Source organism: Sporanaerobacter sp. PP17-6a (assembly GCF_900095615.1).
In the GTDB taxonomy this organism is placed as follows: Bacteria; Bacillota; Clostridia; order Tissierellales; family Acidilutibacteraceae; genus Acidilutibacter; species Acidilutibacter cellobiosedens.
Map to the genome: position 1 here is coordinate 127980 of NZ_FMIF01000012.1, position 15463 is coordinate 143442.

Genomic DNA, 15463 nt, shown 5'->3' on the forward strand with positions numbered 1-15463 from the left:
GAAAGGATGAAAACATGACAAGAAAAGAGAAGATTTATAATGCGTTGGTATTGCTTTCAGAAAATATAACCATTGAAAAGATAAAAAAAGGCTTTAAAGGTTATGAGGCTGAAGAAATCGCGGAAATGACGAATATAGACAGATCAAATGTCAGCAGAGAACTAAACTGTTTGATTAAAGAAGGAAAGATTATTAAAATTACAGGAAGGCCTGTTTATTTTATGGACAGGCATATTGTTGAAGATCTATTCAACAAGAATTTTTCAACAAATACGATTTTCAGTTCCTATGATGATTTTATGAATGTTATTTCGAATAAGGATAATAATAAAGATTCAAAGGATCCTTTCAGCAACATGATTGGCTCAAAGGGGAGTTTGGAATTAGCGATTAAGCAGGCTAAGGCGGCGGTGCTTTATCCTCCTAAAGGACTTCATACTTTGATTACAGGACCTACAGGAGTAGGGAAGACTACTTTTGCGGAAATGATGTATAAGTACGCTCTGTCCGTAAGAAAAATAAAGGAAGATGCTCAGCTTGTTGTATTTAATTGTGCAGAATACGCAGAAAATCCACAGCTTGTTTTGTCTCAGCTTTTTGGACATGTAAAAGGTGCTTTTACAGGTGCGGAAAAGGATAAAGAAGGATTGATAGAAAGAGCAAAGGGAGGCATAATACTGCTGGATGAAGTCCATAGATTGACTCCTGAAGGGCAGGAAATGCTTTTTATACTGATGGATAAGAATAAATACCGCAGACTGGGAGAAACCGAAACTTTCAGAGAGGCAAATGTTTTGATAATAGGTGCGACAACGGAGGATATCAATTCGGCTCTTTTGAAAACCTTTTTAAGAAGGATCCCAATGCTCATAAATCTACCGTCTTTGTCCCAAAGACCTATATCTGAAAGATATGAGCTTATAAAATGCTTTTTTAAAGAAGAAGTAAGGAATGTTCAAGTTCCCATAAAGGTCTATAAAAATGTAATGGAAGCTCTTTTGTTATATGATTGCCATGGGAATATAGGACAACTAAAAGCGGATATACAGCTTTTATGTGCCAGGGGATTCTTGGAATACAAAACCTTTGGCAAGAATGAAATAGAGATTGATACTCCTATACTTCCCGATTATATTTACAATGGTTTTCTTAATGGAGAAAAAAGAAGAAACGAAATAGTAAATTTAATGGAATTTGGAGCAGACAATTTTAGTATATTCACGGATTATGAAAAAGAAAAATTTGCTTTAATAGATAATTATCAGATATCGGATAATTTATATCAAAGATTAGCCGAAAAATACAACAAATATCTGGAAGATGGCTATTCATTAGAAGATGTAAATAAGATATTGAGTTCCGAAGTAGAGGAGTATCTAAAAAATTTATTAAACAAATCCGATACGGAAAAGGGAATTCCGGACAAAGAAGAATTGTTCAAGATAGTGAGCCCGAGAGTATACAATGCTGTTAAAGATGCAGCGAGTGTTGCCGAACAAAAATTGAATAGAAAAATCAAGGATAATATTATTATAGGTTTAGCCCTTCACTTTAGTGCATTAATAGAAAAAATTCAAAACGGTAACTTGGATTACAGTGAAGATGTTGAGCAGATAACACTAAATAATCCCCAAGAGTTTAAAATAGCGAAGATAATGACAAAAATAGTTGGAGAGGAGTTAAATATCAATATTCCTTTTCAGGAAGCAGGATTTTTAACTATGTTTTTGGCGACTCTTTCCCAGAGCAGCGGCAGCAGAAAGAAGATTGGCTGCATAGTATTATCTCATGGCGACAGTACTGCCACAAGTATAGCAAAAGTAGTTAATGAACTTCTTGGTGTAAATGTTTGCAGAGCCATAGATATGCCTTTAGATGCAAAGGTCAAAGATATCTTGGGAAAAACTGCAGAGATGGTGAGAAATATAGATGAGGGTAAGGGAGTTGTTCTTCTGGTGGATATGGGAAGCTTAACTGCGTTTTCTGAGATAATAACCCAAAAAACCGGAATAAACACCTATTCTTTTGAAATGGTTTCCACCCCTTTAGCTTTAGAAGTTGTAAGAAAGTGTATGACTCCCGATATGACTTTGAAAAAGCTTATAAAAGAAATGGATTCGGTCTGTCCCTATATCGGCAGAAATGTAGTGGATAATATAGTGGAAGAATTAAATGCTCAGCAGGAAGTTGTTATAACCGTATGTATATCGGGAAAGGGATGCGCGATTAAAATAGCAAATTTAATAGAAAATAACATGCCTATCATCAAGGATAAGAAAATAGAGCTGATTCCTATTGGAATGAGCGAATTTAATGAATGCGTAAGGGAATTGAATAACAAATCCAAGAGAATATTGGCCATAGTGGGTTCTTTAAATCCGGAGGCCGGTATTCCGTTTATCCCTGTGGATGAAATAATAGTAGGCGAAGGCTTAGAAAAATTAAACAAAATAGTACTGGAAGATAAACATTCCGAAAATAAAAACATACAAACCTATTACTCTGATGGAGAGAAAGTAGTTATTGAAAATGAGAAGGATATTTATATAAAAATTTTGGAAAGAACCTTAACGTTCTTAAATCCTGTTAAGGCCTACGATATAGTTAAACAGACTTTTGACTATATAATAGATAAACAAAATATTGAAGCAGATGACAGTATGAAAATCGGCTATATTATTCATTGCAGTTGTATGATTGAAAGGCTGTTAATAGATAGTCCCCTTGTATATAAAAATGTAAGAAAATTAATACAGAAAGAAAGGAAAGATTATGAAATTATCAAACAGTCAATGAAAATCATAGAACAATATTTTGGGCTAATAATTCCTGACACAGAAATAGGTTATATAATAGATTTATTTGACACACATAAGAAAACGTTGGCATAGATATTCTACCATAAAATTTTGAATATAAATATATTTTAAACATTAACACAGAAGCCCCTAATTTAGAATCCTCTTTTATTAACTGAGGGTTCTAAATTTATTTTTTGTGTATTTTATCCCTTTTCTTAAGGGAGTCTTTAATTGACATACAAATTGGTATTAAAATTGCAATTATAATCTGTAAAATCAAAAATCTAATTAATTTTTATAGCATTGGAAAGGCGGGAAGACATGATAGGGATTTTAATAGTTACTCATGGAAATTTTAGTGTGGAATTGCTTAAGAGTGCGGAGCTGATAGTGGGGAAACAGGAAAAGATAAACACTATAAGCTTTAATTACGGAGATAATGTTGAAGTATTACAAAAGGAAATATATCAAAATATAATTTCTTTAGATGAAGGAGATGGAACTCTTGTATTAACCGATGTTTTTGGGGGCAGTCCGTCGAATGCTACTCTATTAAATATGAAGAATTTAGAATTTAGGGCGTTGTCGGGAGTTAATTTGCCTATGCTTTTAGAGCTTTTCTGTTTGAGGGACGAATGTAATGATATCGATATTGTAGCGGAAAAGGTTTTTGATGCAGGGAAGGAAGGTATTAAAGATTTAAACGGAATTATGGCCAGAAGTTAATTTTATATAGAATATTGCAAAGGGGGATTGAATCATAAATTTACTATATTAAATTGATGCTGTTTAAATTAAATGGAAAGGGAGCGGAATATTTATGGCAAATATTGTATTAACAAGGATTGATGATCGTTTAATTCATGGACAAGTAATGACCGCATGGGTTAAACAAACTAAGGCTACAAGAATAATAATTATAGACGATGTCGTCGCAAAGGATGATTTCATGAAAAAAGTGCTTACGATGGCAGCACCACCGGGGATATCTGTCAGCGTTTATAATATCAAAGAGGCAGCAGATGATCTTAAAAATTTTCAGGATTCAAATGGAAGAATAGTAATATTGGCAAAGGTACCCGAAAGCGTAGAAAGAGTTATTAACGAAGGTGTAGACATAAATGAAATCATTGTTGGAGGAATGGGAGCTGCGCCTGGCAGAAAAAAGCTTTATAAAAATGTATCTATTTCAGAATCAGAAAAGGAAACTTTTTTAAGACTTCTGAAAAACGGAGTTAAAGTAACTATTCAGATTGTTCCTGATGAACGCCCAATGCCTATAGAAAAGGCTTTTAAATAAATAGGGCAAAATAAAAAGGAGGGATAATTTATGCAAATCAGCATCTTTCAGGCTATCTTAATCGGACTTGTCTATTATCTTGGAAATTCAACATGGTTGTTTGGAGTAGGCTATTATACTATGTACAGACCTTTAGTAAATGGATTTTTCGTAGGATTAATACTAGGAAACCCTGTTTTGGGTACAATGATAGGAGCTACCATAAACTTGATGTACCTTGGCTTTATATCCGCAGGGGGAGCACTTCCGGGGGATCCGTGCCTGGCAGGCACTTTGGGTACGGCTATAGCGATAGCATCGGGAATAGAACCGGAAGCGGCTGTAGCGTTGGCTGTCCCTATAGGATTGTTAGGGACATTGATTTGGTATGCGAAAATGACTGTAAATGCACTTTTCGTTCATAAAGCCGATCAGTATGCGGAGGAAGGAAATACTAAAGGAATAGCCTTTATGGATATAGTTCCGCCTCAAATATTCTTGTTTATCATAACTTTCTTTCCGGTATTCTTCGCGGCCTTATATGGTCCGACAGCTATAAAATCGGCAATTGATTTCTTGGGTGCAAACGTATTAAATTGTTTAATTGTAATAGGTGGAATGATGCCTGCTTTGGGAATTGCAATGAACTTAAAAGCTATCTTTAAAGGAGATAATAGGGTATTTTATTTTCTCGGATTTTTACTGACAGTATATTTAAAATTAGACATTATAGCTGTAGGATTGTTTGGAGTTGTATTGACTTTCATCTATATGAAATTAAAGAAAGGGGGAAACGAAGTTGTCAGATAACACTTTAAATAGCCAAGATATGAAAAGAAAACAAGTTACAAAGAAGGATTTAAAGAAATCTTGGATAAGATGGATGATGTTTTCCCATTCCTGTTATAACTATGAAAGAATGCAGTCCTTAGGATTTGCTCATTCAATGAATCCAATAATTGAAAGACTTTATGATAAGAAAGAGGACAAGGCATCAGCTTTAAAAAGGCATTTAGCATTTTTTAATACAGAACCAAATGTAGGTACAATGGTTCATGGGATAACAATAGCTATGGAAGAGGAAAGAGCAAATGGAGTGGGAGAAATATCTGATGAAGCGATAAATTCCGTTAAAACCGGACTAATGGGACCATTAGCCGGAATAGGAGATACAATAACTCAGGGAGTAATAACTCCTATACTTCTTGCTCTCGGAATTGGTATAGCAAAAGACGGGAATTTGATGGGTCCGATTTTATATACGGTACTTATATCTGCAATAATCATATGGATAAGCTATACCCTTTGGATGAGAGGATATAAATTAGGTAAAAGTGCAGTAGAACAAATATTGGGAGAAGGAATATTCAATAATGTTATTGAAGGAGCAGGAATTTTAGGATGTACTGTAATAGGTGCTCTTACCGGGAAATATGTAACTTTGTCGACTTCCGTGGTAATGAAGATAGGAGAAGGACAGGTAGCTCTTCAAGCAGACCTTTTTGATAAGATTATGCCGGGATTATTGCCTCTATTGCTAACTTTGGGTGTATATAAGTTACTTGAAAAGGGCAAAAGTCCAATAAAAATAATGCTTTATCTTATATTAATTGGAGCAGTGGGAAGTTTAATAAAAATATTTTAGCATATAGGAGGTAACAAGATGAAAAGAAGACTGAATAATATATTCAAAAGTGATGGCAGGGCCGTAGTTTTAGCTATGGACCATGGTAATGGCATGAGTGTTCTTCCGGAGCTGAATAATCCGGGAGAAATCATTAAAAAAGCTGTTGCCGGAGGAATAGACGCTTTACTGACAAGCTATGGCATAGCAACTACTTTTCAGAAAGAAATAGGCAATATCGGTTTAATTTTGAGAGCAGACGGAGGAACATCCCAATTAGCTAAATCGACAGATAAAAGTATGGAAATAATTTATCAGGTGGAAAATGCTATAAAAATCGGAGCAGATTCAATGCTGGCAATGGGATTTCCGGGAGCGTCAAATGAAGACATAACTCTAAAGGGTTTAGCAAAACTCATAAACGAAGCCAATAAATATAACTTACCTATTGGAGCGGAAATGCTTCCGCGAGGATTTGAACCCGCAGAAGATTCCAGGACAGGAGACAATTTGGCTTTTGCCTGCAGAATAGGAGCAGAATTAGGTGCCGATTATATTAAAACCGCTTATTCGGGAGACAAGGAATCCTTTAAAAAGGTAGTAGAAGGTTGTTATAAACCGGTATTAGTTCTTGGCGGAGGAGTTTCAAAGAAAGAAAAAGATTTGTTCCAAATGATTAAGGACTCATTGGAAGCAGGAGCAAGCGGTGTGATAATAGGCCGAAATATTTGGAAACATCCGAATCCGGATAAAATATGTGCTGCAATAGCCGCTATTGTTCACGAAAATGTTACAGTAGAAAAAGCAGTAAAAATGATATAAAAAAGAAGGGGATCCGCAAGATTCCCTTCATGATCTGGTAATATTATAAATTATTTTTAGGAGATTAATCAATGATTGTAAAATCTAAAATAGGAATGGGAGAATCATTATCCTTAGTGTCTGCAGTTTCTTATGCATTATCAAACGTAGTTCAGGCATGGACCATGGCAGAGGCTCCTCTATACGTGGGAGTTGCCCTTAAATCTTTACCTATCTGGATAATTGCTACTATAATTTATATAAAAGGAAAACATGGTGAGAATACAGAGTTTAAAAGGGAGAAGATTTCTCTAAACGCTTTTTTGTTTCTTATTCTCCTTGGTATTTTTTTTCACGTGTTAGGAAATGCCACTTTGATTTCAGCATTGAAATATGGAGGAGTAATTATTTCAACACCTATAATGGGAACTCAGGCAATATGGATTTCAATATTGGCTTATTTTTTCCTAAGGGAAATAATAAATATTCCTATGATTATAGGAATGGTAATTAGTGTATTAGGAACAGTTGTATTAACCTTAGGTAAAAGTAGTTCCAATATATATATTGAAAATTTAAATTTATCGATAATTCTATCTTTAATTACTGCAGTAAGTTTCGCAATAGGAGGATTAATTCAAAGATATTTGCTTACAAGAGAGAAATTGTCGGAGTGGACCGTAATGTTTTACAGTTTGACGTCAGCTCAATTGATACTTTTTGTATTAGTAATTCTTAATGGAAATATGAATTTCTATTTTACAGTTGGTCTGCTTACATTTTTAAAGCTAATGCTAACCGGTATATTTTGTGCCGTAGCAATTATAGCTTTGACAAAGGCTATGGTCTTTACACAAGCAGCCATTGTGACAACAATTGGTTCTCTGCAGACTGCCATAGCACCATTGCTGGCCGCAATTTTTTTGAAAGAGGAAATAAACGGCTTAATGATATTTGGGATTTTGTTGATAATGGCCGGTGTGTATATAGTTCAAAGGAAGAGAGCAGTTTAAGGCGGGAGGTAAATATGGATAATGAAAAGTTTATACTCTTAACATTGGAGGAAAATATAGAAGTCTTAGAAAAAACTAAAAGTACTCTTTCCAAAGACATAATGGGGTTAATAAATGAATTTGAAGAAACATTTGAAAGAGGAAATAAAGTGTTTGTCTTTGGAAATGGCGGATGTGCAGGAGTTGCCCAGCAGATGGCATCGGCGTTTATAGGAAGGTTTAAATCGGGAAAGCCAAGTAGGCCGGTAATTTCTCTTTCTTCAGATGCTTCATTGATTACGGCACTATGTAATGATTATGGGTTTGAAAATATTTATAAAAAACAGGTTGAGGTTTACGTAAAAGAAGGAGATTTGGTTATATGATTGACAGCAAGCGGAAATTCTTTGAATGTATTAAATGCTGTGGAAAAAGCTAAGGAAATTGGAGCGAAAACTCTTGGGATCACCGGAGAAAGCGGCGGCAGGTTAAAAGATATATGCCACTGTATAATAAGGATACCCAGCGGTAATCCCACATTTATAGAGGATATTATGGCAGAGATTAATTCAATATTATGTAAAACAATTGATTGATTTCTAATTGACGAGGAGGTAATTTTATTATGGAAAAAATGAAAGCAGCGGTTATAACCGGTAAGAAAAAGGCAGAGATACTGGAAATAAAAAAACCTCAGCCAGGCAAAGGCGAAGTTTTAGTAAATATTAAGGCCAATGCTTTATGTACTTGGGAACAAAGAGCTTTTTTAGGAGTAATTGATATGAAGCTTCCTTTTCTTGGAGGGCATGAAATAAGTGGCGTTGTTGAAGAAATTGGAGAAGGAATAGATGAAAAAGAATATAAAATAGGTCAGAAAGTTGCGGTCAGAGCTTTATATTCATGCGGAAGCTGTTATTACTGCAGACAAGGAGAAGAAAATTTATGTATAGGAAAACCGGGCAAAGATCCAAACAAGGAAATCTGGGGCCCAGGCGGACTGGGAGAATATTTGGTTGCCACTCCGAGAGAATTATTTAAACTTCCTGATGATTTACCTTTCGAATATGGAGCATTTACTGAACCCTTGGCTTGCGTAGTAAACAGTGTTGAACGAAGCAAAATAGAACTTGGAAATGATGTGGTTATTATAGGAGCAGGCATAATGGGATTGCTTCATGTGATGGTAAGCAAATTAAAGGGAGCAAGAACAATAGTAAGCGAACCGGATGAAAACAGAAGAAAATTAGCAAAAGAAATTGGAGCAGACATAACGTTTGATCCGACTAAAGAGGATTTAATAGAAAAGGTTAAGAGCTTAACAGAAGGAAGAGGAGCAGATGTGGTATTTAATACTACTGCAATTGCCGCAGTTGCTGGACAAGCAATAAAAGCGACGGGCAAATCGGGCAGAGTCATAATGTACAGTTCTATTCATCCGGATAAGCCTATAGAAGTGAGTCCTAATTGGATTCATAGCACACAGGTAGAAATTATAGGAGCTGTAAGTCCGACTATTGAATCTTTCCAAACATCATCAATATTATTGTCCAAGAAACTGATAAATCCGGAAAAATTAATCTCCGCTAAGTATCCTTTAGAGGAAGCCCAAAAAGCATTTGAACATGCTGTTAGACCGGATTCTTACAGAATAATAGTTACTCAGGAATAAAAAGGATTGTAAGATTAGATGAAGAAATTCATCTAATCTTACAAAAATAAAAAACAGACTACTATATATTTTATTATATATATAAATAAAATAAAAGGATTAAATGATGAGGTGGAGTCATGAATTTTAAAACTTTTAATAGCGCCAATACTATTTTGGGAGAAAATGCTTTAAAATATCTGAACGATATTGAAGAAAAACGCATTGCAATTGTAATGGGAGGAAGAAGTCAACAGAATATAATAGATGATATAATCAGTGATTTAAAAAAATCAGGGAAAGAAAGCAAAGTAGTTGCTAATATAAAAAATGAACCCTCTATGGGTGACATTGTCCAACCCTTAAAGAACGTGATGAATTTTAAACCGGATTGTATATTAGCTTTAGGTGGCGGCTCGGTAATTGACAGTGCTAAGGCTTTATGGATATTTTATGAATACCCGGACCTTAAGTGGGAAGATGTTCTTTTACCAAATCCGGTACCGGTTTTAGGGAATAAGGCAAGATTAATAGCAGTCCCGACTACAAGTGGAACCGGTTCGGAAACTACATCTTGTGCTGTAATGGTAGAGGAAGAAATTCAAGAGAAGAGGTTAATAATAAGTCAAAATATTATACCTTCTTTATGTATATTGGATGATGAGCTGGTATGTACTATGCCTAATCATGTAGCCGCAAACAGCGGAATGGATGCATTCACTCATTCTCTTGAGGCCGGAGTCAATAAAGCAAATAATCCCTTAGTTCAAAGAATTGCATTAACTGCTATTTTAGATATATTTAAATATCTTCCAATATCGGTCAATGAAAATCCGGGAACGGAAAAATTTAAGGAAGCAAGGGGAAGAATCCAGTTGGCTTCTTATTTGTCAGGAGTAGCTATAAATAATTCAGGAACAGGACTTGCTCATACTTTTGATCAAATAGGGCCGAAACTTAATATACCCCATGGATTGACCTGTGCAGTACTTCTACCTTATACAGTAGAGTTTATTGGAGATCATCCCTTCTATAAAGAATTAGGGGAAATTTTCGGATATAAGGAAGGACCGGAAAGCAGCGGAAAATTCTTATCTGAAAAGATAATAGAATTAAATAAATCCATTGGAATACCGGAATGCTTCGGCAAGATGAATATAAATGAAAAAGATTATTTAGAAGCCATGAAAGAAGCAGTTTATTCGGGAATGAATTCAGGCGGACTGGGATTTGCCCCAAAGATCCCAACTTATGATGAAGCGGAACTGTTCATGTCAGAAGCTTATTATGGAAGGAGATGATCCAATGCTAAATTTTAATTATTCTATACCTACAAAGATTTTTTTCGGTAATGGTCAGATTAAAGTCTTGGGAAAAGAAATAAAAAAATACGGAACAAAGGTACTTTTGGTATATGGAGGAGAAAGCATAAAGAAAAACGGTGTCTATGACGAAGTTATAGATCAATTAAAGGGAGAGGATATACCGTTCTGGGAACTAAATGGTGTAAAACCTAATCCGAGAATAGACAGCGTCAGAGAAGGCATAAAAATCTGCAGAGAAAATAAGATAGATTTTTTACTTCCGGTAGGAGGGGGAAGCATAATAGATTGTGCTAAGACTATAGGAGCAGGGTATTATTACGATGGAGATCCTTGGGATCTTGTAATAGGGAAGGGAAAAATAGAAAAGGTACTTCCTATAGGTACAGTGTCGACTATAGCTGCTACCGGTTCGGAAATGGATAATTACGCCGTAATAAGTAATTTGGAAACTAATCAAAAATTAGGTTTGTTTCATGATAATATGTTTCCGAAGTTTTCAATATTGGACCCTGCTTATACTTTTACGGTATCACAGAGGCAGACAGCAGCAGGAACGGCCGATATAATGAGCCATATATTTGAAGTTTATTTCAGCAGAACGGAAGGAGCATATTTACAGGACAGAATGGCGGAAGCTATTTTAAAGACTTGCATTAAATATGGAATAGTGGCAGTAAAGGAACCGAAAAACTATGAAGCAAGGGCAAATCTCATGTGGTCTTCAAGTCTTGCCATAAATGGGCTTTTAAGCTATGGAAAGGAGTCTATGTGGAGCGTTCATCCTATACAACATGAATTAAGTGCTTATTATGATATTACTCATGGGATAGGCCTGGCGATACTTACACCTTATTGGATGGAGTATGTTTTAAATGATGAAACTGTTGATAAATTTGCTGAATATGGAATAAATGTATGGGATATTGATAAAGAAAATGATAAATATGGGATAGCCCGTGGGGCAATAGAGAAAACCAGAGAATATTTCATTTCTTTAGGGCTTCCGTCTACATTAAGAGAGGTAGGAATAGGAGAAGAAAATTTGGAGAATATGGCCAAAAAAGCTACAGATTATCAAGGAGGTACAATAGGTTCCTTTGTTCCGTTAAATTATGAAGATACTTTGGAAATATATAGAAGAGCACTATAATAACTAAATAAAGTTGAATATGCCAAGGAGACGTTTGTGTGAAATCCCACCCCTTTTAAAACGTTCCCTTGGCTTTTTTAATTTTTTTATTGATATAAATTGAAAATTTTCTGTTTTTCTCCTGTTATATTAGGGTATATTATTAAAAATAGGACTGTTTTTGAATTTTTAAATATCAAAAAAGTTGGTGAAATAAATGAGTTGATGTTATATAATTATAAAAAAGGCTTCTATTGAAGCACATAAATTAAGGAAGTCTTTCTTGAAATCCATTTACGGAAAATATAAATTAATGAAAATAGGATTTTCCTATGGATTATAAAAAGGGGAGTGATTGGTTTGAAAAGGGTAATTAGCTTTACTATCATTTTGGTTTTGATTTTTTCCGTAAGCCTGAATGTGTTTGCTGATATGAAAGATGTGTTGGACGACCATTGGTGTAATAATGAAATCGAAGAAACTTTCGTGGAAATATATTTTCCTTATTTAGTAGAAAATAACTATGAAAAATTAGATCCCGACAAACCTATGGAGAAAGATGATTTTATATCTTCATTTAAGCTTCTGCTCAAAGATTATGGATATACATATAAGGAATTAAAGACAGAAAATGACATGAGTAGAAGGAATGTTGCTTATATTATAGCACAAGAGCTTGTATACAATAAAATACTTCAGCAAGACAATGAAGGTAAAACGCCTTTTAAGGACGTGAACAATTTAACTGATGAAGAAAGATATTCTGTTTACACATTATATGATAAGGGAATAATGAACGGCAGGTCAAAAGATGTTTTCAATCCGGATGGCAGTGTTACTCAGGCAGAATGCATCATATTGCTTCAGAGAGTGAAAGGAGTGTTGGTACCTATGAGAGGTATTCCATTTAAGATTATTTCCTCATATCAAAGCTATAATGGCTCGGAATCCGTAAAGGTAAAAGAACTTGAAGATAAGGTGGAAGTTACATTGATAAAGACATTTCCTACTCCCGGATATTCTATGACTGTAAACAAAATAGTAGAAGAAAATGAAGGAGTATTTCGCATAGAATTAGCTGTTAAACCGCCAAAAGCAGGTGCAGTTGTTCCGCAGGTCATTGTTTATAATACTATAGTTATAGAAATTGATAAAAAGGATATAGGGGATCCTCCTTACAATTTTAAAGTAGCAAACGGAATTACCGAAACGGCTTTTGGTAAAAGCAAATTAGTTAAATATTAAAATTTGTGACGTATAAACAGTTTTATGTTTTTTAATAATAAGTTTTAAAAAAAAGGTCAAATACATACTTTTATGTATGTTATGGCCTTTTAATATTGGATCGGGGGTCAAAAAAGTGAGAGGCACCAAAAAAGCAGCAAAGTCAGCAGCAATTATTGCCATATTTACTCTTATAAGTAAATTTTTAGGTTTTATAAGGGAAATGATCGTGGCTTCTAAATTTGGGTCCGGATGGGAAACAGATACATACGTTGTATCCATGACAGCAACAGTTATAATCATGAGTATTGTAGGGGATGCATTGGATACTACCTTGATACCCATTTTTTCTGAAATAGAGGGGAAAATGGGCAGAAAAGAAAAACTTAAGTACATGAACAATGTGGTAAATGTCATTTTTTTTATAACCATAATCCTTGCAGTTGTAGGATATTTTTTATCCCCTTTTACTATTAGTATACTTGCAAAAGGATTTAAAGGGGAACAATTTGACCTTGCGGTAAAACTTAATCGGATAGGAGTCCCAATAATAATATTTTTAGGACTTAATTATGTGTATTCGGGATTTCTTCAATCCGACGAAAAGTTTTTTGCTCCCGCAGCCAATGGCATTCCTTTTAATATTATATATATTATATTTTTATTTTTATTTTCTTATAAATTCGGAATAGAAGGGCTTATGGCAACAGGGATTATAGCCATATTTGTTCAATGGTTAGTCCTTGTGCCTTCAACTAAGAAATCAGGATACAAATGGTCCTTTCAATTTGATTTAAAGGATAAGTACCTTTATAAATCTATTATTTTAACAATACCCGTGCTGATAGGTTCGTCTATAGATCAGATAAATACTATTGTTAATAAGACTTTAGCTTCAAGTCTCAGGGCCGGAAGCATTTCAGCCTTGAACTATGCATCAAGGGTTAGCGACATATTTGTAAGCGCTTTTGCAGTGGCAATAGCTACGGCAGTTTTTCCTATGCTTTCAAATGCTTTTAATAACGGAAAGATGAAAGAGGTAAAGGAAATAATGGCCGAAGGAATAAATATAATTATTATAATTACGGTTCCGTCAACCATAGGAATAATAATATTTGCTCAGCCGGCAGTAAAATTGTTTTTCCAGAGGGGAGCATTTGGCGAAAGGGCAACTTTGATGACTTCTCAGGCCCTTGTGTGTTATTCTTTCGGACTACTGGGTTTATCTTTGAGAACTATGGCGACGAGAGTATACTATTCCCTGCAGGATATGATTACCCCTATGATTAATGGAATGGTTTCCGTGGGATTGAATATTATCTTGAACCTTATACTTATAAAATATATGGCTCATTCCGGACTTGCCTTATCTGCAAGTATTTCTGCAACCGTTACTTCCATACTTTTATTTTTTCAACTTAGAAGGAAGATAGGGAGAATTGGACTTACACGATATTTTACATGTTTTGTTAAAGTCTTTTTAGCATCTGTTATTATGGGAGTTGCATCCTGGGGAATATATTCAGGATTGGGGAAATTTGTTTCAGATACAACGATGTCTCAATTTCTTCGCCTCTTTTTATCAGTGGGAATGGCGATAATTGTATATATGATATTGTGCACAGTATTAAAAGTCAGTGAAATGAAAACATTGATTAACAGATTAAAAAACAGATAAATGGAGTTGCATTTTTGGCTTTAGTATAATATAATAAATATAAATCATTAAATCCGAGTAAAAGACTATGAATTGGTAAGTAGAATGTTTAAACCATTATAGAGAGGGTTTCATTGGTGGAAGAAATCCATGGAATTTGCATTTGAAGTGCACCAAGGAGTTTTTAACCGAAGAATAAGTAGGCTTAAACGGTATTTCCCGTTATAGAAATAGGGTATGAATGTGCCCGAAAGAGATGGATTTGTTCTAAACAGAGTGGAACCGTGAAAGTGAACCTTTTGCCTCTGAATTATATGGAGGGAGAGGTTTTTTTATTTTAATTTTAGAGGAGTGAGAATTATGCTGCTAATAGATGAAGCAAAAAATATATTGAACAAAGATCCGGCGGCCAAAAATTTATTTGAAGTAATAATATGTTATCCTTCACTTTATGCTATTGTTATGTATCATATTGCACATAAACTGTATTTGAAAAAGAGATATATACTGGCTAATATGATTTCCAAAAAGGCAAGGAGAAAAACCGGGATTGAGATCCATCCGGGGGCTAAAATAGGGAATGGACTTTTTATAGATCATGGAATGGGAGTAGTAATAGGAGAAACTGCCGAAGTGGGGAATAATGTGACGATGTATCACGGAGCTACTCTGGGGGCGACGGGAAATGAAAAGGAAATAAAAAGGCATCCTACGGTAGAAGATGATGTGATGATTGGAGCGGGAGCTAAGATATTGGGGCCTATTGTCATAGGGAAGGGTTCTAAAATAGGCGCAAATGCGGTGGTATTAAAAGATGTACCTCCCTATTCAACGGTGGTTGGAATTCCGGGGAGAATAGTTAAGAGAAATAAAATAAAAGTGAGAGAGGTCACTAATATAGGATTTCTTAAAGATGAAGAAGATACATGCGAGTATATAATTTAATTATAGGTTTAGTTACAAATTTCCTTTTATATTTTAAA

At 34.7% G+C, this 15463-nt stretch carries 15 protein-coding genes and 1 other annotated feature; all 15 genes read left to right on the plus strand.

Features of this window, described 5'->3' with window-relative positions; genetic code table 11:
* Positions 1-14: 14 nt before the first annotated feature.
* The 15 genes from PP176A_RS06090 to epsC all read left to right on the plus strand — a co-directional run bounded on the left by PP176A_RS06090 (position 15) and on the right by epsC (position 15425).
* The gene (locus PP176A_RS06090; protein ID WP_071139564.1) at positions 15-2891 is read left to right on the plus strand and encodes a sigma 54-interacting transcriptional regulator; all 2877 of its coding nucleotides are present in this window, start codon (positions 15-17) and stop codon (positions 2889-2891) included.
* Between the two features lie 231 nt (positions 2892-3122).
* Positions 3123-3527, plus strand: a complete 405-nt coding sequence (locus PP176A_RS06095; protein WP_071139565.1) for a PTS sugar transporter subunit IIA — start codon at positions 3123-3125, stop codon at positions 3525-3527.
* A 94-nt stretch (positions 3528-3621) separates the two neighbouring features.
* Positions 3622-4101 carry a PTS system mannose/fructose/N-acetylgalactosamine-transporter subunit IIB gene (locus tag PP176A_RS06100; protein ID WP_071139566.1) on the plus strand — a complete coding sequence of 160 codons (480 nt, stop codon included), beginning with the start codon at positions 3622-3624 and terminating at the stop codon, positions 4099-4101.
* 30 nt (positions 4102-4131) lie between these two features.
* Positions 4132-4890 carry a PTS mannose/fructose/sorbose/N-acetylgalactosamine transporter subunit IIC gene (locus PP176A_RS06105; RefSeq protein WP_071139567.1) on the plus strand — a complete coding sequence of 253 codons (759 nt, stop codon included), beginning with the start codon at positions 4132-4134 and terminating at the stop codon, positions 4888-4890.
* Positions 4880-5725 carry a PTS system mannose/fructose/sorbose family transporter subunit IID gene (locus tag PP176A_RS06110; RefSeq protein ID WP_200796059.1) on the plus strand — a complete coding sequence of 282 codons (846 nt, stop codon included), beginning with the start codon at positions 4880-4882 and terminating at the stop codon, positions 5723-5725. The genes PP176A_RS06105 and PP176A_RS06110 overlap by 11 nt, the downstream gene beginning before the upstream one ends.
* A gap of 18 nt (positions 5726-5743) precedes the next feature.
* Positions 5744-6526, plus strand: coding sequence for a class I fructose-bisphosphate aldolase (locus tag PP176A_RS06115; protein ID WP_071139568.1), 783 nt, complete (start codon positions 5744-5746; stop codon positions 6524-6526).
* 71 nt (positions 6527-6597) lie between these two features.
* Positions 6598-7518: a DMT family transporter gene (locus tag PP176A_RS06120; protein ID WP_071139569.1), complete on the plus strand. Its 921-nt coding sequence runs from the start codon at positions 6598-6600 to the stop codon at positions 7516-7518.
* A gap of 14 nt (positions 7519-7532) precedes the next feature.
* Entirely contained in the window at positions 7533-7883 is a 351-nt protein-coding gene (locus PP176A_RS15850) for a D-sedoheptulose-7-phosphate isomerase (RefSeq protein WP_083381823.1), read from the plus strand.
* Positions 7884-8093, plus strand: coding sequence for an SIS domain-containing protein (locus PP176A_RS15855; RefSeq protein ID WP_083381824.1), 210 nt, complete (start codon positions 7884-7886; stop codon positions 8091-8093).
* Positions 8094-8122: 29 nt separating this feature from the next.
* Positions 8123-9166, plus strand: a complete 1044-nt coding sequence (locus PP176A_RS06130) for a zinc-dependent alcohol dehydrogenase (protein WP_234958844.1) — start codon at positions 8123-8125, stop codon at positions 9164-9166.
* A gap of 119 nt (positions 9167-9285) precedes the next feature.
* Complete coding sequence (locus PP176A_RS06135; RefSeq protein ID WP_071139570.1) at positions 9286-10446, plus strand: iron-containing alcohol dehydrogenase; 1161 nt, start codon at positions 9286-9288, stop codon at positions 10444-10446.
* A 4-nt stretch (positions 10447-10450) separates the two neighbouring features.
* Positions 10451-11620: an iron-containing alcohol dehydrogenase gene (locus PP176A_RS06140; RefSeq protein ID WP_071139571.1), complete on the plus strand. Its 1170-nt coding sequence runs from the start codon at positions 10451-10453 to the stop codon at positions 11618-11620.
* 339 nt (positions 11621-11959) lie between these two features.
* A complete protein-coding gene (locus PP176A_RS06145) occupies positions 11960-12844 on the plus strand; it encodes an S-layer homology domain-containing protein (RefSeq protein WP_071139572.1) in 885 nt (294 codons plus the stop codon).
* A 115-nt stretch (positions 12845-12959) separates the two neighbouring features.
* Positions 12960-14501 (plus strand): murein biosynthesis integral membrane protein MurJ, encoded by a 1542-nt coding sequence (murJ, locus tag PP176A_RS06150; RefSeq protein WP_234958849.1) that lies wholly within the window; start codon positions 12960-12962, stop codon positions 14499-14501.
* A 58-nt stretch (positions 14502-14559) separates the two neighbouring features.
* Positions 14560-14790: a binding site (T-box leader), on the plus strand.
* 50 nt (positions 14791-14840) lie between these two features.
* The gene (gene epsC / locus PP176A_RS06155; RefSeq protein ID WP_071139574.1) at positions 14841-15425 is read left to right on the plus strand and encodes a serine O-acetyltransferase EpsC; all 585 of its coding nucleotides are present in this window, start codon (positions 14841-14843) and stop codon (positions 15423-15425) included.
* The last annotated feature ends 38 nt before the right edge of the window (positions 15426-15463 follow it).

Bases quoted from the DNA above. Each gene is read 5' to 3' on its own strand.
- PP176A_RS06105 (WP_071139567.1), top strand. From the start codon at position 4,132: ATGCAAATCAGCATCTTTCAGGCTATCTTAATCGGACTTGTCTATTAT.
- PP176A_RS06090 (WP_071139564.1), top strand. From the start codon at position 15: ATGACAAGAAAAGAGAAGATTTATAATGCGTTGGTATTGCTTTCAGAA.
- PP176A_RS06100 (WP_071139566.1), top strand. From the start codon at position 3,622: ATGGCAAATATTGTATTAACAAGGATTGATGATCGTTTAATTCATGGA.
- PP176A_RS06130 (WP_234958844.1), top strand. From the start codon at position 8,123: ATGGAAAAAATGAAAGCAGCGGTTATAACCGGTAAGAAAAAGGCAGAG.
- PP176A_RS06115 (WP_071139568.1), top strand. From the start codon at position 5,744: ATGAAAAGAAGACTGAATAATATATTCAAAAGTGATGGCAGGGCCGTA.
- epsC (WP_071139574.1), top strand. From the start codon at position 14,841: ATGCTGCTAATAGATGAAGCAAAAAATATATTGAACAAAGATCCGGCG.
- PP176A_RS06120 (WP_071139569.1), top strand. From the start codon at position 6,598: ATGATTGTAAAATCTAAAATAGGAATGGGAGAATCATTATCCTTAGTG.
- PP176A_RS15850 (WP_083381823.1), top strand. From the start codon at position 7,533: ATGGATAATGAAAAGTTTATACTCTTAACATTGGAGGAAAATATAGAA.
- PP176A_RS06095 (WP_071139565.1), top strand. From the start codon at position 3,123: ATGATAGGGATTTTAATAGTTACTCATGGAAATTTTAGTGTGGAATTG.
- PP176A_RS06140 (WP_071139571.1), top strand. From the start codon at position 10,451: ATGCTAAATTTTAATTATTCTATACCTACAAAGATTTTTTTCGGTAAT.
- PP176A_RS06135 (WP_071139570.1), top strand. From the start codon at position 9,286: ATGAATTTTAAAACTTTTAATAGCGCCAATACTATTTTGGGAGAAAAT.